At 64.2% G+C, this 22,053-nt stretch carries 22 protein-coding genes and 1 tRNA gene; 12 read left to right on the top strand and 11 right to left on the bottom strand.

Annotated elements, in window-relative coordinates; translation table 11 throughout:
- Nucleotides 1-798 (top strand): NUDIX hydrolase, encoded by a 798-nt coding sequence (locus BCCGELA001_RS22425; RefSeq protein WP_008549073.1) that lies wholly within the window; start codon nucleotides 1-3, stop codon nucleotides 796-798.
- Nucleotides 799-998: 200 nt separating this feature from the next.
- Nucleotides 999-3,686 (top strand): PAS domain S-box protein, encoded by a 2,688-nt coding sequence (locus tag BCCGELA001_RS22420; RefSeq protein WP_060736349.1) that lies wholly within the window; start codon nucleotides 999-1,001, stop codon nucleotides 3,684-3,686.
- Here the strand turns inward: BCCGELA001_RS22420 and BCCGELA001_RS22415 are convergent, their stop codons facing one another.
- Together BCCGELA001_RS22415 and BCCGELA001_RS22410 are read right to left on the bottom strand one after the other, a co-directional pair.
- Nucleotides 3,687-4,037 (bottom strand): GrlR family regulatory protein, encoded by a 351-nt coding sequence (locus BCCGELA001_RS22415; RefSeq protein WP_008549063.1) that lies wholly within the window; start codon nucleotides 4,035-4,037, stop codon nucleotides 3,687-3,689. It lies immediately after the preceding gene.
- A gap of 253 nt (nucleotides 4,038-4,290) precedes the next feature.
- A complete protein-coding gene (locus BCCGELA001_RS22410) occupies nucleotides 4,291-4,677 on the bottom strand; it encodes a VOC family protein (RefSeq protein WP_060736348.1) in 387 nt (128 codons plus the stop codon).
- A gap of 175 nt (nucleotides 4,678-4,852) precedes the next feature.
- On the opposite strand from BCCGELA001_RS22410, the gene BCCGELA001_RS22405 reads away from it, so the two are divergent.
- The 3 genes from BCCGELA001_RS22405 to BCCGELA001_RS22395 all read left to right on the top strand — a co-directional run bounded on the left by BCCGELA001_RS22405 (nucleotide 4,853) and on the right by BCCGELA001_RS22395 (nucleotide 6,333).
- Nucleotides 4,853-5,422, top strand: a complete 570-nt coding sequence (locus BCCGELA001_RS22405) for a hypothetical protein (protein ID WP_060736347.1) — start codon at nucleotides 4,853-4,855, stop codon at nucleotides 5,420-5,422.
- A gap of 159 nt (nucleotides 5,423-5,581) precedes the next feature.
- On the top strand, nucleotides 5,582-6,106 hold the full coding sequence (locus BCCGELA001_RS22400) for a hypothetical protein (RefSeq protein WP_008549048.1): 525 nt from the start codon (nucleotides 5,582-5,584) through the stop codon (nucleotides 6,104-6,106).
- Nucleotides 6,107-6,256: 150 nt separating this feature from the next.
- Nucleotides 6,257-6,333 (top strand) — tRNA-Arg (locus BCCGELA001_RS22395).
- A gap of 69 nt (nucleotides 6,334-6,402) precedes the next feature.
- Here the strand turns inward: BCCGELA001_RS22395 and BCCGELA001_RS22390 are convergent.
- Entirely contained in the window at nucleotides 6,403-7,368 is a 966-nt protein-coding gene (locus BCCGELA001_RS22390) for an AraC family transcriptional regulator (protein WP_060736346.1), read from the bottom strand.
- Nucleotides 7,369-7,811: 443 nt separating this feature from the next.
- Nucleotides 7,812-8,090: a hypothetical protein gene (locus BCCGELA001_RS22385; RefSeq protein ID WP_008549029.1), complete on the bottom strand. Its 279-nt coding sequence runs from the start codon at nucleotides 8,088-8,090 to the stop codon at nucleotides 7,812-7,814.
- 298 nt (nucleotides 8,091-8,388) lie between these two features.
- On the opposite strand from BCCGELA001_RS22385, the gene BCCGELA001_RS22380 reads away from it, so the two are divergent.
- The gene (locus tag BCCGELA001_RS22380) at nucleotides 8,389-8,850 is read left to right on the top strand and encodes a host attachment protein (RefSeq protein ID WP_008549027.1); all 462 of its coding nucleotides are present in this window, start codon (nucleotides 8,389-8,391) and stop codon (nucleotides 8,848-8,850) included.
- A gap of 30 nt (nucleotides 8,851-8,880) precedes the next feature.
- Here BCCGELA001_RS22380 and BCCGELA001_RS22375 read toward each other — a convergent pair whose 3' ends face one another.
- Nucleotides 8,881-9,138 (bottom strand): hypothetical protein, encoded by a 258-nt coding sequence (locus tag BCCGELA001_RS22375; protein WP_008549026.1) that lies wholly within the window; start codon nucleotides 9,136-9,138, stop codon nucleotides 8,881-8,883.
- Between the two features lie 299 nt (nucleotides 9,139-9,437).
- On the opposite strand from BCCGELA001_RS22375, the gene BCCGELA001_RS22370 reads away from it, so the two are divergent.
- The 3 genes from BCCGELA001_RS22370 to BCCGELA001_RS22360 all read left to right on the top strand — a co-directional run bounded on the left by BCCGELA001_RS22370 (nucleotide 9,438) and on the right by BCCGELA001_RS22360 (nucleotide 11,673).
- Nucleotides 9,438-9,884: a hypothetical protein gene (locus tag BCCGELA001_RS22370; RefSeq protein ID WP_008549024.1), complete on the top strand. Its 447-nt coding sequence runs from the start codon at nucleotides 9,438-9,440 to the stop codon at nucleotides 9,882-9,884.
- Between the two features lie 91 nt (nucleotides 9,885-9,975).
- Nucleotides 9,976-10,848 (top strand): DMT family transporter, encoded by an 873-nt coding sequence (locus tag BCCGELA001_RS22365; protein WP_008549021.1) that lies wholly within the window; start codon nucleotides 9,976-9,978, stop codon nucleotides 10,846-10,848.
- A gap of 84 nt (nucleotides 10,849-10,932) precedes the next feature.
- The gene (locus tag BCCGELA001_RS22360) at nucleotides 10,933-11,673 is read left to right on the top strand and encodes a hypothetical protein (RefSeq protein WP_060737778.1); all 741 of its coding nucleotides are present in this window, start codon (nucleotides 10,933-10,935) and stop codon (nucleotides 11,671-11,673) included.
- Nucleotides 11,674-11,727: 54 nt separating this feature from the next.
- Here the strand turns inward: BCCGELA001_RS22360 and BCCGELA001_RS22355 are convergent, their stop codons facing one another.
- Together BCCGELA001_RS22355 and BCCGELA001_RS22350 are read right to left on the bottom strand one after the other, a co-directional pair.
- On the bottom strand, nucleotides 11,728-12,012 hold the full coding sequence (locus BCCGELA001_RS22355) for a hypothetical protein (protein ID WP_060736345.1): 285 nt from the start codon (nucleotides 12,010-12,012) through the stop codon (nucleotides 11,728-11,730).
- 66 nt (nucleotides 12,013-12,078) lie between these two features.
- Nucleotides 12,079-13,470 carry a cryptochrome/photolyase family protein gene (locus BCCGELA001_RS22350; RefSeq protein ID WP_236840903.1) on the bottom strand — a complete coding sequence of 464 codons (1,392 nt, stop codon included), beginning with the start codon at nucleotides 13,468-13,470 and terminating at the stop codon, nucleotides 12,079-12,081.
- Nucleotides 13,471-13,639: 169 nt separating this feature from the next.
- Between BCCGELA001_RS22350 and BCCGELA001_RS22345 the strand changes: the two genes are divergently transcribed.
- Nucleotides 13,640-15,370 carry a methyl-accepting chemotaxis protein gene (locus BCCGELA001_RS22345; RefSeq protein ID WP_008549013.1) on the top strand — a complete coding sequence of 577 codons (1,731 nt, stop codon included), beginning with the start codon at nucleotides 13,640-13,642 and terminating at the stop codon, nucleotides 15,368-15,370.
- Between the two features lie 139 nt (nucleotides 15,371-15,509).
- On the opposite strand, the gene BCCGELA001_RS22340 is transcribed toward BCCGELA001_RS22345, so the two are convergent.
- Nucleotides 15,510-16,169, bottom strand: a complete 660-nt coding sequence (locus tag BCCGELA001_RS22340; protein WP_060736343.1) for a peroxiredoxin — start codon at nucleotides 16,167-16,169, stop codon at nucleotides 15,510-15,512.
- Nucleotides 16,170-16,561: 392 nt separating this feature from the next.
- Between BCCGELA001_RS22340 and BCCGELA001_RS22335 the strand changes: the two genes are divergently transcribed.
- Nucleotides 16,562-17,134: a hypothetical protein gene (locus BCCGELA001_RS22335; protein WP_008565837.1), complete on the top strand. Its 573-nt coding sequence runs from the start codon at nucleotides 16,562-16,564 to the stop codon at nucleotides 17,132-17,134.
- Nucleotides 17,135-17,190: 56 nt separating this feature from the next.
- Here the strand turns inward: BCCGELA001_RS22335 and BCCGELA001_RS22330 are convergent, their stop codons facing one another.
- Both BCCGELA001_RS22330 and BCCGELA001_RS22325 read right to left on the bottom strand, forming a co-directional pair.
- Nucleotides 17,191-19,044 (bottom strand): alkaline phosphatase family protein, encoded by a 1,854-nt coding sequence (locus tag BCCGELA001_RS22330; RefSeq protein WP_060736342.1) that lies wholly within the window; start codon nucleotides 19,042-19,044, stop codon nucleotides 17,191-17,193.
- Nucleotides 19,045-20,052: 1,008 nt separating this feature from the next.
- On the bottom strand, nucleotides 20,053-20,334 hold the full coding sequence (locus tag BCCGELA001_RS22325) for a hypothetical protein (protein ID WP_008570385.1): 282 nt from the start codon (nucleotides 20,332-20,334) through the stop codon (nucleotides 20,053-20,055).
- 282 nt (nucleotides 20,335-20,616) lie between these two features.
- Between BCCGELA001_RS22325 and BCCGELA001_RS22320 the strand changes: the two genes are divergently transcribed.
- Nucleotides 20,617-21,063 carry a hypothetical protein gene (locus tag BCCGELA001_RS22320; protein WP_060736341.1) on the top strand — a complete coding sequence of 149 codons (447 nt, stop codon included), beginning with the start codon at nucleotides 20,617-20,619 and terminating at the stop codon, nucleotides 21,061-21,063.
- A 98-nt stretch (nucleotides 21,064-21,161) separates the two neighbouring features.
- On the opposite strand, the gene BCCGELA001_RS22315 is transcribed toward BCCGELA001_RS22320, so the two are convergent.
- Nucleotides 21,162-22,004, bottom strand: a complete 843-nt coding sequence (locus BCCGELA001_RS22315; protein ID WP_060736340.1) for a GNAT family N-acetyltransferase — start codon at nucleotides 22,002-22,004, stop codon at nucleotides 21,162-21,164.
- Nucleotides 22,005-22,053: the final 49 nt, after the last annotated feature.

Below are 22,053 nucleotides of genomic sequence, written 5' to 3'. Positions count from 1 at the left end.
ATGACCGAGACATCAGCATCACGCCCGGCCTCGACGATTCTCCTGCTCCGTGACGGCGCACAGACCGAAATCGAGGTCTTCATGATGGTTCGCCATCATCAGATCGAGTTCAACTCGGGCGCGCTGGTGTTTCCCGGCGGCAGTGTCGATGCCGGCGACAAGGAGATCGTCGCCCGCTCCGATCTCTATTCGGGCGGCGAGGGCTTGAGCGAGGCGGACCGCGGCTTCCGGATCGCCGCGATCCGCGAGACTTTCGAAGAGAGCGGCATCCTGCTGGCGCGTTCGAAGGGGACGGGCCTGCCGGTCGACGCCAAGCGTTCCGGGGAGATCGCGGACGCGCACCGCGTCGCCCTCAACGAGCACAAGATCAGCTTCCTGAAGATTCTCGACGACAACGGCCTCCAGCTCGCGCTAGACACGCTCGTGCCTTACGCGCACTGGATCACGCCCGAGGGCATGCCGAAGCGCTTCGACACCTGGTTCTTCCTCGCCGCCGCGCCACCCGATCAGCTCGGCGCCCATGACGGCCGCGAGTCCACCGATTCGATCTGGGTCTCGCCGCGCGAGGCGGTGGAGGGCGGCGAGAGCGGCCGCTTCAAGCTGCCGTTCCCGACCACGCGCAATCTGATCCGGCTTGCCAAGCAGACCAGCGTGAGCGCGGCGCTCGACCATGCCCGCGGGATGTCGATCGTCACGGTGATGCCGGTGATGACCAGGACCGAAACCGGCCGCCAGCTCCGCATTCCCCGCGAGGCCGGCTATGACGGCGAAGTGTTCGAGGTCGGGGCGCTCGGCTAGGATACTTCGCTATGTGACGAAGTATGGCGGCCGCCGATGCACTGGTTTCCGCCCATCGAATGGGCGGATGCATCGGGTGGACAACCGGATGGCGGCGGCCCACCGACAATTAACGATGTTGGGCGGTCCGACGCATGTTCCCCCGGGGGTGCAATACGTCGTATATTGGGCCTCCTCTAGCCCGGTCCCCCAAAACACCAATGCCCGCCGAATCGACGCCGACCCCTGAGAAAAAGCGAACTTTCTCGCTCTCCATCGGCCAGCTCACCTTCGGCAGCTTCCTGCTCGTGCTGGCGGTGATCATCGTCACCTCGACCGCGAGCGTGATCGCGATCCGCCATATCGACACCACCTTCGCCGAGCTGCAGCGGCTCCAGAGCGTCGGTGACCTCGCCGAAGATATCGACCGCCGCATGAACGAGCTGCGCCTTGCCGCGCGCGACTTCGTCACCGATCCCGGCGCCGGCATCCAGTTTCAGCAGGTCGGCGAGGCGGCCTCGACGCTGAGCGACATCCTGAAGAAGACCCGCATCGAGCTCGCGCCCGAGCAACAGGACATGCTCGACGGAGTCACCGAGCGGCTTGCGACCTACCGCACCGGCCTGGAGCGGATATCGACCCTGATCGATCGCCGTGCCCAGCTGCTCGCCGGCCTGCCGCCGCTGCGGGAGCGGTTCGACGCGGCCGTCGCCGGCACCGCGGACCGCGAGCTGGCCTCCCGCCTGTCCGAGGCGCAGAGCCGAATCGCGCTCGGTCTGCTCGCGCGCAACCCGTCCGCGGCCGAACAGGCGGCGGAGGGATTGCGTGCGATGGACATCGCCGATGGCAAGCTCAGGGCGGACGTCAACGATTATGCCGAGGCCATCATGGCGGTCGCCGTTCGCGAACGGCAGATCGCCGACATCGACCGCGAGGTGCTGGGCACCGAGGGCCGGCTGATCGGCCGTGTCGCCGAATTGCTGCGCGAGGTCAGCTCGCGCCGCGGTCACGTGCTGTCGCGCGATTTCGCCCGCACGCTGACCGAGGCACGGTGGCAGAGCATCGTGCTCGGCACGGTCGGCGTGCTGATCGGCATCGGCGCGGCACTGTTCGTGGTGCGCAGGACGGTTCGTCCGCTCGCCCAGATCGCACGCTCCATTCGCGCGCTGGCCGCCGGCCAGAAGGACGCGTCGATCCCGTCCGCCGACCTCGGCAACGAGATCGGCGACATCGCCCGGGCGGCCGAAGTGTTCCGCCGCGCGCTCGAGGAGGCCGACACGGCGCGCGAGGCGGCGGTGCGGGCGCTCACCGAGCAGCGCCTCGCCGAAGAGAGCTACCGGAAACTGTTCGAGGGATCGGTCGACGGCATCTACGTGACGACGCCGGCCGGCGACCTCCTCAACGCCAATCCGGCGCTGGCGCGGATGATGGGCTATGACAGCCCGCAGCACCTCATCGACAGCATCAACGACATCGCTCATACGATCTACGTCCATCCCGAGGCGCGCACCGAATATCAGCGGCTAATGGCGCGCGACGGCATGGTGCGCGAGTTCGAGTATCAGGTGCGCCAGCGCAGCGGCAACATCCTGTGGCTCTCCGACAGCGCCACCGGCGTGCGGGACGAGGAGGGCAACATCGTCCGCTACGAGGGCACGCTACGCGACATCACCGACCAGAAGCGGGCGGAAGACGCCATCGCCGAAGGCCGGCGCCTGCTCCAGCAGGTCATCGACACCGTGCCCGCGGTGATCAACGTCAAGGACCGCGATCTGCGCTACGTCCTGATGAACCGCTATATGGCCGGCATCTTCGGCATCGAGCCCGGCGATGCGCTCGGCCGTACCACGGCCGATCTGATGTCGCGCTACGGCGCCGCCAAATCCGACGAGAGCGACAAGCGGGTGCTCAAGCTTCGAAAAGGTCTGGGTTTCTACGAGGAGGAGTACAAGGACGCCTCCGGCAACATGCGGCAATGGCTGGTCAACAAGCTGCCGCTGCTCGACGCCGAAGGCGAGATCGAGCGGATCGTCACGGTGGCGCTCGACATCGGCGAGCGCAAGCGCGGCGAGCAGGAGATGCGCAAGGCCAAGGAATCGGCCGAGACCGCGCTGCGCAATCTGCGCGAGACCCAGGCCTCGCTGATCGAGGCGGAGAAGCTCGCCGCGCTCGGACGCCTGGTCGCCGGCGTCGCGCACGAGGTCAACAATCCCGTCGGCATCAGCCTCACCGTCGCCTCCGCGCTGGAGCGCAAGACCGCGATGTTCTCGGCCGAAGTCGAGCGCGGCGAGCTGCGTCGCTCCACCCTGAACGAATTCCTCAACACCAGCCGGGATGCCTCCTCGCAGCTCGTCTCCAATCTCAATCGCGCCGCCGAGCTGATCCAGTCGTTCAAGCAGGTCGCGGCCGACCGCAACTATTCGGACCAGCGCAGCTTCGACCTCGGCGACCTCACCGAGCAGGTGGTGATGAGTCTGCGGCCGGGGTTGCGCAAGCACAATCTGACGCTCAACGTCGAGTGCCAGCCGGATCTGACCATGAACAGCTATCCCGGCCCGTATGGTCAGGTGCTGACCAATCTGTTTCTCAATTCGGTGGCGCACGCCTTTCCGGATGGCCGGCCGGGGACCATCGACATCCAGGTGCGCGAGTCCGGCAAGGACAATGTCGAGATCATCTTTTCCGACAATGGCTGCGGCATGTCGCTCGACGTCCGGCGCCGCGCCTTCGATCCATTCTTCACGACGCGGCGCGACCAGGGCGGCACCGGCCTCGGCCTGCACATCGTCTACAGCATCGTCACCAACCGGCTCGGCGGCCGGCTCGATCTCGATTCCGAGCCGGGGGGCGGCACACGCATCCAGATGATCCTGCCGCGCGTGGCGCCGCTCGAACAGGCGGCGGAATAGTTAGTCGACGTCGGCGAGCTTGCGCAGCGTCGCGCCGAAGATCTGGCTGGCCTTGCCGACCAGCGCCGTGCCGGTCATCTCCCCGCGCGTGTCCGTGAAGGTGCCACTGACGCCGATGCCAACCGGGGCGGGGCCACCGAACAGCGGATTGTCGTTGCCCCGCGGCGAGGTGTGGCGCTGCACCAGCACTTCACCCTTGAAGCTGTTGTCCTTCACCTTGTAGCTGCCGGTGTAATAGAGGTAGGCATCGCCGCCAAGAATTTTGCCGTCGCGGAACAGGATCACGCCGCTGCCTTTGCCGACTCGCCCATCGAGCAGGCTCACGTGAATTGAATAGAGCCCGTTTTTCATAACGTCCCACAGGCCGGCCGCCATCGCCCAAGGGCGTAACCGATCTTGCTTTTATGCCAAAGCGCGTCCGCTGGCGCAACGCGGCAGTTTGGCGGGACGGAAGTCCTGCGGACCGTAATCGTCCCCGGTTGTCTATGACGCGGATATGACGGCCTCACCATGAGCCGAGATCCGAGGTCGTGACCGGAGCCGGCGCGCGCCACACTCCGGACGGCGCGTCCGGAGAGCCGATCCCTGGTGCCGCTCGCGCCGCTTAGGTATATTTTTTGTCGCGCTCGAGCAGCTCGATCGAGATGCCTTCGGGGCCGCGGATGAAGCAGATGCGCACGCCCGGCCTGATCGTGGTCGGCTCGCGCGTGAAGGTGACGCCCTTGGCCTTGATCTCGGCGGCGACGGCGTCGATGTCCTTCACCGTCAGCCCGAAATGATCGAGGCCCTGATGCGGATGCGGAGGCGGTGGGCTGACGGTGCTGTTGCCCTCGAGCGGCGCGATGAAGATCTTGGCGCCGCCAAGGTTCACGTCGATCCGTCCGGGCGCATGCACGATCTCGCCACCGAGGATGTCCCGCAGCCAGGCCGCCGTGGCCTCCGGATCCGGGCTGCGCAGATGGACGTGATCCCAAGTGACGACGATTGGCATTTCATTCTCTCCCAACGCGATCTGCGATGTTGCGGCGGATGTTAACGATCCCGCCCGGTCATCGCCATAGCCCCTGCCGATTCGCAACTGCGCGGGAACCTTAGGTCGAGATTGGGATTAAGGTAAACGGTGGCCTAAGTCCGGACGTGTTCCGGCCGCCGTCGGTGATGAAACCATGAACGCGAGGCTTGGCCGGATCGGGTTGGGACGTTTCGCCGGGAGCGGCGAGCGGCTGGCGCGGACCGTGACGATTGCGAGCGTCTCGCTTGGCCGGGGCCTGCTATGGCTGCTGGCAGTGATCATCCTGGGCTGTGGCGTCTGGATGCTGCTGCCTCTCTCCAAGAGCAATAGCGCTGAGCCGGGCAAGCCGGAGCTGGCAGTCGAGACGGCGCCCTCGGACGATCCGGCAGCAGCGGTCTCGCAGGCGTCCGAGGCTCAAACGCCTGCAATGGCCGAGCTCGGCCGCCTCAGGATTTCATCGCAGACCTGGCGTCGCGGCGGCCTCGGCTCGAAGGCGCTGGTGACGTTCACGCTGCGAAACGACAATGACTATGCCGTAAAGGACGTCGAGATCGTCTGCGCGTTTACGCGACGCGACGGCAGCCATCTCACCGATCGAAGCCGTGTGCTGGCGGATCCCGTCAGCATGAAGAGCCGCAAGACCTACGCGCAAATCCCCATCGGTTTCGTCAATGTGAATGCCGACCAAGCGAAGTGCTCGCTGGTTGCAGCACGCCGCGCATGATCGCTGCATCCTCCGGTAGCGGAAAAGTTACCATCTCTGGGCCTTGGCCAAAAACTTGGCGTTGCCATTTGAACCGAATGGCTGGGCCAGGAACCAACTAGAGGATCGCCTGTTAAGGCGAAAGGCCCACGCGGGGATGCGGGGGGCGGAGCGCGGCCAATGCCTATCTTTCGGTATTTCATCTTCGTCGGTGGAGCTTTGCTCGCACTGTTGTTCGCGGCGGATTTCATGCTGCCCACGGCACCCGTGGCGCAAGCCGTTGCGACCGCCACCAACGACCAGCCGCTGATCCGGATCAGGTCCGATCGCCATTTGCCCGAGCGCGTGGTGCTCGATACCAGCCAGCCGACGATTGCCGCGCCCGCAGTGAAGACTGCTTCTGTGGTGGTGCCCCAGCCGCCGGGGGCGGATGGCGCCTCGGCAGCTCTCGCCGAGGTGTCGGCCAAGGCGCGGGTGCGCGAGACGTTCGCCCAGTTCACGCCGGCTCCGAAGGCCGATACCGCGGCGGCGAAGAAGGCAGACGCCAAGCCGCAGCTTCAAGCGCAGGCCCAGCCTGCTCCGGCGCCGCAGGCACAGCCGCCGAAGCGCAGGGTCGCCAGGGCGCATTCGGTGCCGCAACAGCAGGACCGGCCGATGATGATGGCGCAGCGCCCGCAGTTCGGCTTCTTCGGCAACACCTGGTAAGAACGCTGCGCCCGCTTCGAAACGAGGCGGGGAGGGCTTTTTATTGGTCGGCCTCTCTGCTAATTCGAACTCATCCGAACGCCACCCAGAGTGCTGGCTTGCCAGCAACTCTCCGGTACGTCTCGGTTGTGGCCCAATGCCGGGGTCAGGGCGCTCGTAGCTCAGCTGGATAGAGCATCGGATTTCGATTCCGAGGGTCGGAGGTTCGAATCCTTCCGAGCGCGCCACGCTTTGCGAATGTTCGATATTTGTTCCGTGTCGGAGCTGATGCTTGTCCTCGTCGTGGGCATGAGCGGTCAGCGCGTCGGCTGGCGGATCTGCCGGCCGCGGGCCAGCGTCTCCGAGGGGCTCTCCTGGAAGGTCGCGCGGTAGGCAGCGGCGAACTCACCGAGATGATGGAAGCCCTGGGCGCGGGCGCATATGGCAACGGTGGCGCCGCCGCCCTTGAGCAGACGGGCGCGGGTCGCCCACAGCCTCTTGAGGCGGCTGTACTGGTGCAGGCTCATGCCGCGCACCTTGCTCACGGCACCGCCGAGCGTGCGGATCGAGACGCCAAACTCGCTGGCGAGATCGGCCGTGTAGATCGGAGCGGTCGGATGGGCTGCGACGTAATCGTCGATCCGTTGAATGAGTTTGATCGACCGCTCGCCTCGGACGGAGGTGCTCCGGTCCGGCCGGGGATCAATCCGAAACAAATCATCGAGCGCGAGCAGTAGACCTTCCTGGAGATGGGCGGCCACCTCGGTGGTCTCGAACAGGAGCGGCTGCGCCGATGCGGTCCGCAGGATGTCGAGCAGCAATCGACGCGCGTGAAGCAGGGCCGGCCGGTTTGCGACCCTGGCTCGCAAATCGTCGCCACGATCGAACCAGCCCCGGTCTCTCAGGGCGGGCGAGAGGATGATCATCGCGTGATGATTGGTCTGGGGTTCGACGTAATGACATTCGTCGTTGCCGCGGAGGGCAACGAAGAAGCGGGCGTCGAGATCGACGCACTTGAAATTGGCCCGAAGGTCGTCGGCCATCGGCAGGATCACCATTCCGCCAGGCATCCGATAGGCCGCGTCGAGGATGCGCGCGAACGACCTCATCACGACGATGCGGCATGCAGGTAGGGAGACGACGGCGCGCAAAGCCGCGAAATTCGCGACGTCGAGCGGAATGCTTCTCGCATCTTCCATCGTCTCGATCGGCCGAAATGCGTCCACGTCGGCAAAGCCGATCAGTTGAAGCGCGGAGGACGGGGCGAGGGCGTCGAACAACATTGCGTTTGGCCGGCTGTGCAACAATCAAATGAACGTCGTATATCGCCATCAATGGCGAAACATCATGCTTCAGTAAATCGGAATTCGTGCCGTAGTATTGCGGACATCATGCCATGAGGCGCAGTAGATCAGTGTCACCGTCAACGTTCGCGGCTCATCGGTTGGCCGGAGGCGAGATCGATGAAATGCAGGCGCGTGCACGCAGGACAGGCAAAGGGCGCAAAGCTGCGCCCCATGCGTTCGCTCCTTCTCCAGATGCGTTTGCACGTTCATGCCCGTCCGAGGGCATCGGAAAACGATGAAATCGCCATCTCCGTACAATGGCGGGAGTGGCGGCCTTCCTCTTTGATCTAGATCAGTTTTCGCGTTGCTCGAGGCCCCGGCAGCAATCGCACGATTCATGATCCCGCAAAGCGAAGAGGCCCCAAGGGCCCCTTCAGACGTCACCAGCGGCGATAGCCGTGATAGCCATAATAGCGCGGGCCGTAATAGCGCGGCGGCCCATAATACCGAGGGCCATAATATGGCCGCGGCCCGTAGTACCCATAATAGTTCGGGCGCCACCAGCACTGTCCCCAGGCGTTGCAGACCATGCGGACCTGCTCGACGCCGGAGACTTGCGGTGTCGCAGGTGCTGGTGCGATGGGCATGGCGGACGCCGCCGGCGACGCCGCGACGGCACCGAACAGGGATGCGGCGACGAGGCCAATTCTAAGGTTCATGATGTCTTCCTCCGCTGACGCAACGCAGGATATCGAAGTTGTTCTGATTAAATTGTGGCGGAGCCCAAATGTAATGCTGATGAACGAATCTTCAGCGAGCCCGGCTGCAGGCGTGATTCTAACGAGATGCGGCGCGCGTCTGACCAACGTCGCTTTGCGCCGGCTGCTGCCGGCACGACATCGCCGCATCCTTGATCCCGCGCAATTCGTCGATGTCGCTTTGTCACTACTCTTGCCACACGGGTCAGCCGGTCGAGCAATTCGAAGGGCAGGCTTACAGGATGCTTGGAGCTGCGCAATGGACAAGATGAGAATTGAAAAGGGTGATTGGCTGGTCGTGTGCGACGGGCGCAAGGCGCTGATTCTGGAAAACCTCGGCGACGAGATGTTTCCAAACCTGCACACCAGGGAGGTGCACGAGCAGCCCAATCTCTCGACCGGCGCGCAAGGCAGCGATGCGCCGGGCCGGTTACATGGGGCGTCGGGTGGGGTGCGCAGTTCGGTCGAGCAGACCGATTGGCATGACGAAGCCGAGCGCGCCTTCCTGCGGAGCTTGGCCGGCCGGCTCGATGCCGCCGTCAGCGCCGGCGAGACCTCGGCCCTGACCATGGTGGCCTCTCCGCGCGCGCTCGGCATGATCCGCGCCGACTATTCCGACGTCGTGCGCAAGGCGCTTCAGGGCGAGGTCGGCAAAGACCTCGTCAAGCTGCCGGTCTACGAGATCGAGAAGCAATTGCTGCTGTCGGGCGCCGCGAAATAGGGGCGGCCGCGAGGAAGGACGCGCGGTACCTCAGTAGCAGGGGTGCCGGCGGCGGTCCTGGCCGATATAGGCGGCCGCACTGCGGTAACAGTGGTTCGTCGACGGGCCGTCGTAATAGGCGAAAGTGCCGGGGGTGATGCCCGGTCCGTAATTGTGCAGATAGCTGATGGGGTAGGGCAGCGGGTTGGCGTAGGAGCGGTGGTACCGGTGACGAGCCTCTGCAAGGCCCGGGGCCAGGATTGCAACCGTCAGGGCCGCAGCGGCGGCTACAAGCGTCAACTTGCTCATCTCGATTCTCCGGAACCCGCTCGAATAGGTCAGCGATTATAGCAATTTCGGACGGCCAGGCATCGGTCACAAGGCCCGAAATCAGGGCCGATCCCGCAGATTTCCGGGTGGGTGTGACAGAATTGCCGGGCATGCGGTCGAAACCTGCCCATTTTTGGCCTTTTCCGGATGCTTAACGAATTCCCCACACAAGTATGACCAAACAGTATTCGCTTAAGAATCGTCTCCCCGGCTCCAAGGGATCATTTTAGGGTCCTTCAAGTCTGGTCCATTCCTGAAGGCTTTCGCCGCACGTCGCCATGCGCATCACGCTTCTCAGCCTGCTGTTGCTCTGCTTAGCCGCCGCCACGCCGGCGCGTGCCGAGCTGCACATCACCCGCGATCACGGCGGTTATGTCGAGGAGTACAAGGCCAAGTACAAGCGCGTGCGCGAGAAGGGCGAGCGCGTCATCATCGACGGCATCTGCAATTCGGCCTGCACCCTCGTGCTCGGCATCGTGCCGATGAACAAGATCTGCGTGACGCCGCGGGCCAGCCTCGGCTTCCACCAGGCCTATTACGACAAGGCTTTCACCTTCGGCATCAAGGTCACCAGCGCCGAGGGCACCTCCGACCTCATGTCCTATTATCCCGACAAGGTGAAGGACTGGATCCGCCGCAATGGCGGGCTCACCACCGACATGAAGAAGATCAAGAACGGGGTCGAGCTCTGGAAGATCATCGATCCCTGTCCGGAAGAGTGGTGAGCGGCTGAGCTGAGCCGCCGTCGCAGCGCAGCATCGTCCCAGGCGAAATTCGCATTGCCGCAACCGTGCCCATGGGGCAAGGAGGGCGGCAATGAACCATAATCAAGAAGCCCTGACCGCCCGCGTCGCGCCGATCCTGTTCGTCCTGCTCTGGAGCACCGGATTCATCGGCACCAAATACGTCGTCGACAATGCCGATCCCTTGACCTACCTCGCCATCCGCATGGCGATCGTGGTCGGCCTGATGGCGATCATCGCTGGCATCGCGCGGCCGAAATGGCCTGACGGCATCGGCATCGCGCATAGCGCGGTCGCAGGCATCCTGGTCCATGGCTTCTATCTCGGCGGCACCGCGATCGCGATCGCGCATTCGATACCCGCCGGCCTTTCCGCGCTGATTCCGGGCCTGCAGCCGATCCTGACCTCGACCATCGCCAATCGCTGGCTCGGCGAGAGGGTGACGCCGCTGCAATGGGCCGGCCTCGTGCTCGGCCTCGGCGGCGTCGTGCTGATCCTGCACAACCGCCCGATGACGGGTGAGGCCGGGCTCGGCTGGCTGGCCTCGGTGGTCTCGCTGATCAGCATCACGCTCGGCACGCTCTACCAGCGCCGCTACTGCAACCAGATCGACTGGCGCGCCGGCAATCTCGTGCAATATGTGGCCGTCACCATCTTCTTCGCGATCGGCGCCTTTCTGTTCGAAGACCGCGTGGTGCACTGGACGCGGGAATTCGTGCTCGCGCTCGCCTGGCTCGCTGTGGCGCTCTCGATCGGATCGATCGGGCTGTTGTACTGGCTGATCCGCCACGCCGCGGCAACTTCGGTCGCGAGCCTGTTCTACCTGGTGCCGGCTGTGACGGCCCTGATGGCGTATCTCCTGTTCGGCGAAAAGCTGGACGCAATCGCCATTGCCGGCATGGCGATGTGCGCAGCGGCGGTCTTCGTGGTCAATCGGCGCTCTTAGCAGCGCGCACAGCCCTGACGTGTGTTCACCGTTCCGTGCTAGGGTGGAGCATTCGAGCCCATTTCTTTTCAGCGCGGGATGTCCATGAAAACGGCGAGACGTGCATTGCTCCACCGGTCGATGAAGCCGGTCCGGATTGCCTGCATCAATTATGCAGAGGAGATGATGAGCGAGCGGATGATGGGAAGGCTCACCGCAGCGCTGCAGAAATGCTACGACAAGCACTTCCTCCCGGTCTGGGGCTATCCCGTCGATCTCGACGTCACCCGCAAGCCGAAGCCCACCGATTGGCAGCTGGTCTATTTCGACGACGCCACGCACGAGAACTTCCTCGGACGGCACGAGCTGACGCATCGGGGACAGCCGATCTCGAAGATATTCCTGAAGACGCTGGGCGAGGATGATCCGGTCAGCCTCGCCGCATCGCACGAGCTGTTCGAGATGGTGCTCGATCCCATGGCCAATCTGTGGGCTGAAAAAACCCGGCACACCCAATATGCCTATGAGGTTTGCGACGCCGTGGAGGAGGAGGCGTTCATCATCGATGGCTTTCCGATGTCGAACTTCGTCTACCCGTCCTGGTTCGAGCCGTTCGAACATCCCCCCGGCACCAAGTTCGACCACATGGGGTCGCTGACGGCGCCGTTCACGATGACCGAGGGCGGCTATGTGATCAAGAAGGTCAACGGCAGGCGGGTGATCAAGCAGTTCGGCTCAGCGGAAAAGCGCAAGCGATTCCATGCCGAGGACCGGCGCGGCCATCGCAGCGAATTCCGGGATCCCAAAGGCCAGCATCATCCGGGCCGGCGCGCCGCCAAACGGTGAGATAGGGTGCCGTCTCCGGGCGTCCGCGCGCGGAGACGGCCGCAAGCGTTACGCTCAGCGCTTGGCCTTCTTCTTCGACTTGGTGGCTTTCCTGGCGGCCTTCTTCGCAGTCTTTTTCGCGGCTTTCTTTGACGACTTCTTTGCAGCCTTCTTCGTCGTCTTCTTAGCTGCCTTCTTAGCTGTCTTCTTGGCCGCCTTCTTCGGCGCGACCTTCTTCGCGACCTTCTTGGCTGCCTTCTTCACCTGCTTGACGGCGGTGACTGCGGCGTCCTTGGTCGCTTCCACGGCGTTGGTGATCGTGTCCATCGCCTGCTCGGTGATCGGCTTCTCGTCGTCCATGTCGTCCCCCATTGTTTGAACGGAGCGATGACGATAGCGGGTTTCGAAATTGTGTCAAAGCGACGCTCAACCTTTGCGGATCTTCGCGTAAGCAGCGAGCGCGCGCTCGCGTCCCCTGGCATGATCGACAATGGGTTGCGGATACGTCTTGCCAAGCGTGAGGCCTGCACTCGCAAGCTCGATCGGCGTCGCCTGCCACGGCTGGTGGATGAGCTTCGCCGGAAGGTCCTTCAGCTCCGGCACCCAGCGCCGGACGTAGGTTCCATCGGGATCGAACTTCTCGCCCTGGAGCTGCGGATTGAACACGCGGAAATAGGGGGCGGCGTCGGCGCCGCAGCCGGCGACCCATTGCCAATTGGCGGGATTGCTGCCGGCGTCCGCATCGACCAGCGTGTCCCAGAACCAGGCTTCGCCCTCGCGCCAGTCGATCAGGAGGTGCTTGACGAGGAACGAGGCCACCACCATCCGCACCCGGTTGTGCATCACACCGGTGTGCCATAGCTCGCGCAGGCCGGCATCGACGATGGGATAGCCGGTGCGGCCGCGCCGCCAGGCAGCGAGCGCCTTCTTGTCGGGCTGCCAGGGGAAACGGTCGAAGTTGGCTTGCAGGTTTGCGGTGGCGAGGTCGGGGTGGTCGTAGAGGAGGTGGCGGCAGAATTCGCGCCAGCCGAGCTCGGTCAGGAATTTCTCGACCCCTTGGCCGAGCGCCGGATCTTCAGCCGCAGCGAATCGCGCGGCGTGCCAGACCTGGCGCGGGCTGAGCTCGCCGAAGCGCAGATGCGGCGACAGCCGTGAGTTGCCGTCCCGGTCCGGGCGATCGCGGTCGCCGACATAGAGGCGCGCCGTGTGATCGAGGAAGGCGCCCAGACGCGCGCGGGCGGCGATCTCGCCGGGCGTCCAGGTCTCCCGCAGTCCGCCCGCCCAATCGGGCTTGAGCGGCTCGAGCTTCCAGCTCTCCAGCCGATCGCCGGCGATCTTCCCGGCCGGGCGCAGCTCCTTCGGTGCGGGCAAGGGCTTTGGCGGATCACCGAGTGCCAGCACGCGTCGCCAGAATGGCGTGAACACGCGCAGGCCACGGCCCTCCTTGTTGCGGATTGCCGCGGGCGGGACCAGCAGATCGCCGGGAAAACTTTGCGAGTCCGTTCCAAGCTTTGCCAGCGCCGCTTCGAGCTGTCGTTCAACCGCTTGATGCGGCGCCTGCGCAATCGCGTTCCAGTAGACGGCGCTGGCGCCGCACTCTCGCACGACTTCGGGAATCACCCTGGCTGCCGATCCCCTACGCAGGATTAGCGAACCGCCGCGCGCGGCGATCTCGGTCCCGAGTGCCCGCAGCGACTGCGCCAGCCACCAGCGCGCCGCCCCACCCGGCGCTCGCCCTGTCGTCTCGTCCAGCACATAGAGACAAAGCACCGGCGATCCGGACCTGGCGGCGGCATGGAGGGCGGAATGGTCGGACAGGCGGAGATCATCGCGGAACCAGACAACGATGGGTGGTGCGCTTGGCGTGGTCAGGGAGGGCCTCGTTTACCAATCTAAAACCATGTCGCGTCCGGCGATGCGAACCGTCGTTAATGCGACCGTAAGCGGATTGCACGATTATGCAGGAATTACGGGGGTCATTCCATTCATGTCAAAGCTTCTCACTGGGAAGTTCCTGCCGCAGTTCAAGCTCGGCACCAAGGCGGTCCTGTGTGCTGTGCTGCTGATCGCCGTGAATACGGCGCTCGTGGTCGGCGCCGGCTATTGGTCGCTGACATCAGCCTTCAATGATCGCGCGCTCCGCGACATCGAGGTCAACCTGCGCACATTGGCGCTGGCGTTCGCCGAGACCGTTCCGGACGTCAAGATCACGATGAGGGATGGCGCAGTCCAGCGCGCCGAGATCCCCAAAATGCCCGACCTGAAGGATCACGTCATCGTCGATCGGGCGGTGTCCTATGTCGGCGGCAACGCCACCTTGTTCGTGTTCGACGACGCGAGTGGGCAGTTCGTGCGGCGCTCGACCAATGTGAAAAAGGAAAATGGCGATCGCGCCGTCGGCACCCAGCTGGCCGCCGATCATCCGGGGCAGGCGCCGCTGCGGCGCGGCGAGGCCTATAAGGGCCCGGCCACGCTGTTCGGCAAGTCGTTCATGACCGCCTATTTCCCGATCGTGGACGCGGCCGGCAAGGTCACCGGTATCCTCTATGTCGGTATCCCCATGGCCCAGTTCGAGAGCATGCTGGCCCACGCCATCGAGAGCATGGCGATCGCCGCGGGGCTCGCCGGGCTTCTGGTTCTGGTCCTGACCCTGCTGGTCGTCCGTCGCGTCACCCGGCCGCTCACCTCGGTGACCCGCTCGCTCACGGCGCTTGCCAACGGCCAGAGCGACGTCGAGATCGAATGCGAGGACCGCGCCGACGAGATCGGCGAGATCGCCCGCACCGTCGCCGTGTTCCGGAGCAATTCGCAGGAGCGGGCGCGCATGCGCAGCGAGCAGGCGGCGGCAACGACCGCTGCGGCCGAGCAGCGCAAGGCGGAGCTGCGCAGCTTCGTCGAGGAGTTCCGCGGCAGTGTCGGCGGCATTCTCGACAAGGTCCTCGCATCGTCAGGCGAGTTCGAGCGCACCGCGCGGCAACTCACCGACACCGCGCGCTCCACGGCCGATCTGTCGGCGCAGTCGGCCGGAGCTTCCGAAAACGCCTCCGAGCACGTGCGTTCGGCGGCGTCGGCCTCGGACGAACTGTCCCAATCGATCGCCGAGATCACCCGCCGGGTGCAGGAATCGAACGAGATCTCCGCCGAAGCGGTGCGGCAGGCCGAGGCCACCGATCAGCGCATCGCGCAGCTCTCGGAAGCCGGCGCGCGCATCGGCGACGTCGTCAAGCTGATCACCTCGATCGCCGAGCAGACCAACCTGCTGGCGCTGAACGCCACCATCGAGGCCGCGCGTGCGGGCGATGCCGGCCGCGGCTTTGCGGTCGTGGCCCAAGAGGTCAAGACGCTCGCCGGCCAGACCGCGAAAGCGACCGACGAGATATCGAACCAGATCGAGAGCATGCAGCTCGCGACCGAGGAATCGGTCGCCGCCATCAAGGCGATCGGCCAGACCATCGAGCGCATCAGCGGCATCGCGGGCTCGATCTCGGCGGCGGTCGAGCAGCAGAAAAGCGCGACCCACAACATCGTGGCCAGCGTTCGTGCGGCGGTGTCGGGCACGGCCGATGTTGCCATCAATGTCCGTCACGCCGCCAAGGGTGCCAGCGAGACCGGCGAGACCTCGAGCCGGATGTTCGCTTCCGCCCAGGCGCTGTCGGGCGAAAGCCTGCATTTGAAGGCCGAGGTCGACGGCTTCCTCGACCGCGTACACGCGGCTTGATCGCTGGGGTCATTCCGGTGCGGTCCGAAGGACCGAACTCCGGTGCGCAATCGCGCACCGGAGAATCTCGAGATCCCGGGTTCGCGCTTTGCGCGCCTTGGGATGACTTTTTGCGGCCGCTAGGGGCGGCCGCCAAAAGTCATTTCGGCTGCGGCACGATGCGGATGTAGGGCTTCGGCTCTTTCCAGCCCTGCGGGTAGATCGTCTTGGCTTCGTCGTTGGAGACCGAGCCCGCGATGATGACGTCTTCGCCCTGCGACCAGTCCGCCGGGGTGGCGACGCGATGCTTGGCGGTGAGCTGGAGCGAGTCGATGACGCGCAGGATCTCCTGGAAGTTCCGGCCCGTCGTCATCGGATAGACCAGCACCAGCTTGATCTTCTTGTCCGGCCCGATGATGAAGACATTGCGGACGGTCTGGTTGTCGGCAGCGGTGCGGGTGAGGGGATCGCCCGAGATCGCAGCCGGCAGCATGCCGTAGAGCTTTGAGACGTTGTAATCGGTGTCGCCGATCATCGGATAGTTCGGCGCGGCGCCTTGCGTCTCCTTGATGTCCTCCGACCACTTGGAATGGCGATCGACCGGATCGACCGAGAGGCCCATCAGCTTGACGCCGCGCTTGTCGAATTCCGGTTTCAACTTGGCGAGAGCGCCCAGTTCGGTGGTGCAAACCGGCGTGAAGTCCTTGGGATGCGAGAACAGAAGCGCCCAGCTATTGCCGATCCAATCGTGGAACTTGATCTTCCCTTCGGTGGTCTCGGCTTCGAAGTCGGGTGCGGTGGCGCCGATCGGAAGTGTCATGGTTCTACCTCATCGCATTGAATTTACTGGGGAATTAATCTCTGGCCGTCGGCCTCAGTATAGGCACTTGGTGACGCCAAGTGAACGGCAACTGAACCGGCTGAAGTAAAATGTGAATTCCTTCCTTGAAGGGCCCATTTCCTAGCAACTTTTTGTTACAGCGGCACCTGCGGCGAAACATCTCCACCCGGGGTCACACGGTCTCGCTCGCCCCGATAATGCCTTTTATGACTTCCATCACGCTCGCCCGGCGCGTCCAGAACCAAACTGGTTCTGAGAGCGACCAATTGGCAACCATCTCGAAAAGTCGCGATCGCCGTACCGAATCATTAACCACCCCTTTACGCCGGCATGGAAATGCTGGCCGATCAGAAGAAATCTGGAAGTGAACTATGTCTGCCGCTGCGCCTAAGCCTACCGAGTCGCCGTCCCTCGAACCGTCCTGCCGCGATACCGCGGCTCATGCCCTGGGCATCGTGCGCGACGGCGTGATCACGGGCGAAGGCCCGACCACCAAGGGAAGGGTGCATTTCTCCCGTTCGCTGGATGCCGATGACACCGCCTGGTGCTCGCGCATCCTCACCGCCACGGCCGTCAACGACCAGCCGGTCAGCCGCGCCGAGGCCGAAGTGCTGTTCGAGATCAACGAGGCCGCGACCGAGCGCACCGACGATGGCCGGTTCGACGACCTGCTGGCCAAGGCGGTCGCCCATTATGCCGCGAGCGCCTCGGGTCTGAAGGTGCCGCCGCGGAGCGTCGCGCTGTCGGCCGACACCGAAATCGAGAGCTGGGCGCCGTCCTATGCCTCCAAGGTCAACAGCGAGATGCTGGAGTGGATCGCCGGCCAGATGCGCGGCAAGCGCCAGAACAACCGTCGCCTAATGGCGATGGTGGCAACCTTCCTCGGCGCCACTGCGCTGCCTCTGGCGGGCCAATTGCCGAACGTGTTCGACATCGGGATGTAATAGTCCGGCCATGTGAATTTGCGCGCCTCAATCGAGGACGCGAGGGAACGGCGGGGTCATTTCCCCGCCGTTTTTTGTTTGCCGGCATCAGGCTCGAGCCCGAGCGTGCGGCCCGGAAATCCGGCGGCATCGAAATAGCGCTGGCTGCCGACGCGCTGGAAGTTCAGCACGGTCATCAGGCCGCCTTCGGCGGGCTTGGACTTGAGCGTGCCGACATGGGCCTTCGGCACGGTGCCGTTCGGCATGGCCTCCGACATCACGCGGCCGACCAATTCGCCCTTCTGCGAAGCGCGCAGGCCCATCAGCTGGGCGGCCGTCATGCCAACGTCGGCATTGCTGACCGGCAGCTCGTCGACATAGCCGGCTTTGAAGTCAGGACCGATCGCGGCCATGAAGTTCATGGTGTCGCCGCGGCTGAAGCTGCCATGCATGCCCTGGCCCTGGCGCAGCACGGTGTCGGCGACCTGCACTGAGCAGTTGGTCGGTGCCTCGCCGCAATCGCTGGCATAGGAGCGGAAGTTGACGACGATCGAGGGCGTTGGCGTCGCCGACTTGCCGCGCAGATTGATGCTCGACAGCGGCAGCGTGCCGGGGAAGCGGCCGAGAGAATCCTCGACGAACAGGCCGGACACGTAATCCTGCTCGAGCAGCGCCTTGATGGTCTTCGCCGCCAGGTTCTTGTCCTTTTTCGGCAGATAGATCAGGTCCGAGCCGCCATTGGTGGCGACGACGAGGTCGGGCTTCTCCGGATCCTTGCCGAGCACGCCGTTGCCGAACCTCGGATGCTTGTTGCCTTCGACCTTCGCGTTCTTGTCGTTGGGGTCGAACAGCGGCAAGTCGAGCGCCTTCGCCAGGTCGATCGCCAAAAATCCCATCGGCAGGAAGTCTTTCGGCGTGTCGTCATAGCTGAGCTTGGCCGAGGGGCTGGTCTTGCTCTCCTTGGAGATGGTCGAGAAGCCGTGGTCGGCGGAGACGATGATGTTAGTCGAGGCGGCGAGCCCGAGTTCGTCCAGCGCCCTGCGGAGCTGGGCAAGGTTGGTATCGGCGTTCTTGATGCCGGCCATCGAGGTCGGGCCGTTGATGCCCGGCATGATCTGGTTGAGGCTGTCGCCGGTGTTGTGCTGGCTGCCGTCGGGATCGCGCGACCAGAACACCAGCACGAACGGCTTGTTGCGGGCCTTGAACATCGGCAGCACCACCTTGGTGGCGACGTCGGCGAAATAGGCCTGCTGCGCGACATTGGCAGACGTGGTGCCGGGCGTCTTGGCATCGCCCGCTTTGGAGTTGTCGCCGCGCGGCGGCGTGGCGAGGGGCAGGCCGGCCTTGGTCAGGGCGTCCTTCACCTCGTCCGACAGCGCGACGCCGTTCTTGCCGCCGGTGGAATCGTCGAACACGACCGAGTGCAGGCCGGGCTTTTCGGGCTTGTCGGTATGGTCGAACTGGTAGGTCGGGCCGACCTTGCCGATCGCCGCGGTGCTCAGCCCCTTGTCGCGCGCCATCTTCAGGATGGTCTCTTCGTTGAGATAGTTGCCCTTGAAATGCTCGTCGATGTCGCCGAGCACGGCGTCATTCTCGATGAAGGGGACCACGGTGTCCCCGGCGGGCGCCGAGGTATAGTTGGTCCAGATCGTGTTTGAGAACACGCCGGTGTCGCCGAGATAATGGCCGGTCGACATCGCCGAGCCGTTGGCCATGGTGAAGGTCGGGAAGAGCGAATGCGGGTTCTTGAAGTTGACGCCCTTGTCGCGGATTTCGGCCATCGCCGGCGCCGTCTCCGGCGTGACCTTCAGCGCGCGAAGACCGTCCGGAATGAACAGGATCAAATTGCGGGGCGTGTTGTTCTCCGCCGAGGCAAGTCCGGTGGACAGGACCGTCAGTCCGGCGGACAGCAACACCAGTGAACGGCGCATCGAATCTCTCCCTGCCATGAGGCAAATCGCCGCGATCGCGGCTTCCAGCTTCGTTTAGTTTCGCCGCATGACGCTTTCGTTACAAGGCCTGTGACATTTGCAATGGGCTGGGGAGGAAGCTGCATCGGACGATGCTCCGCATCACGAGATAGCGCTGCGCTGCGTCCGGGGCACGAGGGCGAAGTTTTCGCGCACAGCTGTCTCAACGTCGTCTTTGCGAGCGCAACGACTTGTCCGCCGGGGCTTGGCGAAGGCGGAAGCAACCCGGCATTCTCCGCGGAGATACTACGTTCGCATCTTCATGCAGACACGCGTTTTCAGCCTCGCGGCTCATTCGCCCGAGCTTTGCGTCGATGCCTCACACCCAATGAAGAAGGGCGCAGGGAAGACCGGGTGCCGGCCGGGCACCCACGGTCCACTGTGCGAAAGCGTGTGCTTTACAAGATTGCACAGCGGCATACAGGTGAAGCCAAGCAACCGGCCTTCCCTGCGCAGTGGTTTTACGGCTTATGTCGTGTTCTCCCCGGGGAGCGATGCACTATTGCCCCCGTCGCCTTGCAGATGGCTGATGCGCGCGCCCGGTTGGGCCGCCACATCACCGCAAGACTTGGCGCACAGACCCCGGGCGCCAGGACGACACGATTTTACCGTACGCGAACCGCACCCGTCGTTGACGCGACGCGTTCGCTCACGGTTGCCCGCCCTGCGAAGCTTTTCGCGCCGGTGTGGACCCACGTCCACCGCCGCCCGGCCCGCGTTCGTGACGATCGCGATACGCCCCTCTTCGGTGGGCCGGAGTGTGCAAAGCCTAACAAAAATCCGAATTCGAATAAAGAGAAATATTTCGCCGGCGCTCGCTTGACCCCGGGTTTGGGTGTTTCGCCCGTCCGAACGCAAGGGCTTGTGGCTTGACGCCGTGACATGCTCGGTTGGCTGCGCAAGCGAGCGAGCCGCCGACGCGCGAAGGCCCACCGTCCGTGCGGATGGTGGGCCTAACGTTGCGCGGCTTTACCAGCGATAGTGGCCGGTCAGCGTGCCGTTGTTGTTGCCGTCAGGGCCGACATCGCCCTGTGTCGAACTCGGGGTCGGATGGTTGGTGCCGTTGTACGCGCCATAGGGACCGGCGACATCCGGATAGTACGCGCGCGGTTGAACCGGTTCGTAGGCGGGCGCTGTCCTGTCCCAACCCACGCGCGGGCCGTTCCAGTCGTAGCCCTGGGCCGAAGCGGCCGCCGTGCCCGCGATGAGTGATGCCGTGATCAGGCACAGGAGTTTAGACTTGTTCTGCATTGGAGATGCTCCTTGCTTCTGTCGGGAGCCAACGGTTGCGCTGCGGGAGCGTTCCGGACGTATGCCGCAGGCGCGATCAACTCCGTTCAACTGGTTATGAAGCGCAGGCTCCGGAACGAATGGGTTTGAAGCAGAGGTGAACGGGCGTTCTGCCGCACCAGGTTCCCCGTTAATCGCAAGCCTTAACCAATAATTAATTATACATTTGCGGGCGGGCGACAGCCCGGCCTAGCGTGCAGTGGGGAGCCGCTATTCGCGAAGCCAAACGAGTTGGTGCGTATCATGATGTCCAGATCATATGGGGCGCTGTTCGCCTCGCTCAGCGCCGCCGCGCTGCTCCTTATTCCCACCGATAGTTTTGCCAGGCCTGCCGGCGCCGCGCCGCATGGCGCAGCCGCGGGCCCTGGAGGTGCGATGGCGCGCGCGCCGATCGGGCCGGGTGCCCGGTTTCACCGTCGCAACAATCCCTGGGTCTATTGGCCCGGCGGCGGCGGGTTCTTCAATGACGGTGCGAGCTACGGCCAGCCTAACGGCGATACAACTCATTCGTTCTCGGGCGACGTGCGCTACACCTATACGTACGACATTCCCTGGGATTGGACGCATCGCTTCCCGCCGAACGTCGTGCCGTCCGATCGGCCCTATGTGCCGAGCTGTCCGACGGAGCAGGTGACGGTGCCCGGCCGCGGCGGCACTGAACACACCGTCAACATCACGCGCTGCTACTAGAGCATTATCGGTTCTGATTGAATCAGAACCGAAGCTCTAGATCTTGTTTTGACGCGTTTTCTTCACGCGAACCGGTGTCCACTTCGCTCGAAAACGCTCTAGCCCAGCTCGAAGCTGGTCACGCCGAAGACGCGATCGATGCGCAGTGGCGGGATGGGGCCGGTGTACATCCGCGCCGTCTCGAACACCGGCTTGAGCCCGAGTGACTCTGCGAGCGCAATCGCCTCGCGATTGACGGCGGGGACATCGAGGAAGATCTCGCCACCTTGTGCGCTTCCCAGCAAAGCTTGCGTGACCGCCTCCGCCGCCGCGCGGTCGTCGGCGACGAGAGGGCCGATCTTGTGGCCGGTCCGGCACGGCCGGATCACGCCCCAAGCGGCGAGCCTGCCGTCTCGCAGCAGCGCGCGGCCCATATGTCCTGATGCGTTGATCCAGGCGCGCAGGAAGGCGCTGCGTGCGGCAGGGAATACGGTGGCGTCATCGGCTTCAATGATCGCGAATGGAATCTCGTCGAAGGCGACGATTTCGGCCGGCGGTTTCGCTGGCGCGGCCACGACGCCACCATAGCGGATATTGGCGTAGGCAAGCTGGAAGCCGGATTTTTTGTAATTGTCCTGCTGCGCGACCACGCCGTCGAGCCCGATCACGCGACCGCCCGCATGCGCGATCGCCGCGTTCCAGATGTGCAGGCCGTGGCCGCTCCCGCGAAAACTCTCGCGTACGATGTAGAAGCCGAGGAAGGCGAAGCGGTCGTCATAATTGACGCAGGAGACTGTCGCGACCGGTGCGCCGTCGATCTCGCCGACGAAGAAGCCTTGCGGATCGGGGATCGCGAAGCAGGCGGCATCGGCGAAGCCTGGATTCCAGCCCTCCGCCGCGGCCCAGTCGATGGCGAGGGCGATCTCTTCGGGACGGAAATTGCGGATCTGCATATCGCTCATGACGGATGCTCTCGGCAGTGGACCTGACGGCAGGTCCGGCGGTAGAAGG

It is taken from the genome of Bradyrhizobium sp. CCGE-LA001 (genome assembly GCF_000296215.2).
Classification (GTDB): Bacteria; Pseudomonadota; Alphaproteobacteria; order Rhizobiales; family Xanthobacteraceae; genus Bradyrhizobium.
This window is presented reverse-complemented; position numbering and strand designations above follow the sequence as displayed.

Coding starts and splice junctions, on each gene's coding strand:
- BCCGELA001_RS22425 (WP_008549073.1), top strand. CDS start 1: ATGACCGAGACATCAGCATCACGCCCGGCCTCGACGATTCTCCTGCTC.
- BCCGELA001_RS22420 (WP_060736349.1), top strand. CDS start 999: ATGCCCGCCGAATCGACGCCGACCCCTGAGAAAAAGCGAACTTTCTCG.
- BCCGELA001_RS22415 (WP_008549063.1), bottom strand. CDS start 4,037: ATGAAAAACGGGCTCTATTCAATTCACGTGAGCCTGCTCGATGGGCGA.
- BCCGELA001_RS22410 (WP_060736348.1), bottom strand. CDS start 4,677: ATGCCAATCGTCGTCACTTGGGATCACGTCCATCTGCGCAGCCCGGAT.
- BCCGELA001_RS22405 (WP_060736347.1), top strand. CDS start 4,853: ATGAACGCGAGGCTTGGCCGGATCGGGTTGGGACGTTTCGCCGGGAGC.
- BCCGELA001_RS22400 (WP_008549048.1), top strand. CDS start 5,582: ATGCCTATCTTTCGGTATTTCATCTTCGTCGGTGGAGCTTTGCTCGCA.
- BCCGELA001_RS22390 (WP_060736346.1), bottom strand. CDS start 7,368: ATGTTGTTCGACGCCCTCGCCCCGTCCTCCGCGCTTCAACTGATCGGC.
- BCCGELA001_RS22385 (WP_008549029.1), bottom strand. CDS start 8,090: ATGAACCTTAGAATTGGCCTCGTCGCCGCATCCCTGTTCGGTGCCGTC.
- BCCGELA001_RS22380 (WP_008549027.1), top strand. CDS start 8,389: ATGGACAAGATGAGAATTGAAAAGGGTGATTGGCTGGTCGTGTGCGAC.
- BCCGELA001_RS22375 (WP_008549026.1), bottom strand. CDS start 9,138: ATGAGCAAGTTGACGCTTGTAGCCGCCGCTGCGGCCCTGACGGTTGCA.
- BCCGELA001_RS22370 (WP_008549024.1), top strand. CDS start 9,438: ATGCGCATCACGCTTCTCAGCCTGCTGTTGCTCTGCTTAGCCGCCGCC.
- BCCGELA001_RS22365 (WP_008549021.1), top strand. CDS start 9,976: ATGAACCATAATCAAGAAGCCCTGACCGCCCGCGTCGCGCCGATCCTG.
- BCCGELA001_RS22360 (WP_060737778.1), top strand. CDS start 10,933: ATGAAAACGGCGAGACGTGCATTGCTCCACCGGTCGATGAAGCCGGTC.
- BCCGELA001_RS22355 (WP_060736345.1), bottom strand. CDS start 12,012: ATGGACGACGAGAAGCCGATCACCGAGCAGGCGATGGACACGATCACC.
- BCCGELA001_RS22345 (WP_008549013.1), top strand. CDS start 13,640: ATGTCAAAGCTTCTCACTGGGAAGTTCCTGCCGCAGTTCAAGCTCGGC.
- BCCGELA001_RS22340 (WP_060736343.1), bottom strand. CDS start 16,169: ATGACACTTCCGATCGGCGCCACCGCACCCGACTTCGAAGCCGAGACC.
- BCCGELA001_RS22335 (WP_008565837.1), top strand. CDS start 16,562: ATGTCTGCCGCTGCGCCTAAGCCTACCGAGTCGCCGTCCCTCGAACCG.
- BCCGELA001_RS22330 (WP_060736342.1), bottom strand. CDS start 19,044: ATGCGCCGTTCACTGGTGTTGCTGTCCGCCGGACTGACGGTCCTGTCC.
- BCCGELA001_RS22325 (WP_008570385.1), bottom strand. CDS start 20,334: ATGCAGAACAAGTCTAAACTCCTGTGCCTGATCACGGCATCACTCATC.
- BCCGELA001_RS22320 (WP_060736341.1), top strand. CDS start 20,617: ATGATGTCCAGATCATATGGGGCGCTGTTCGCCTCGCTCAGCGCCGCC.
- BCCGELA001_RS22315 (WP_060736340.1), bottom strand. CDS start 22,004: ATGAGCGATATGCAGATCCGCAATTTCCGTCCCGAAGAGATCGCCCTC.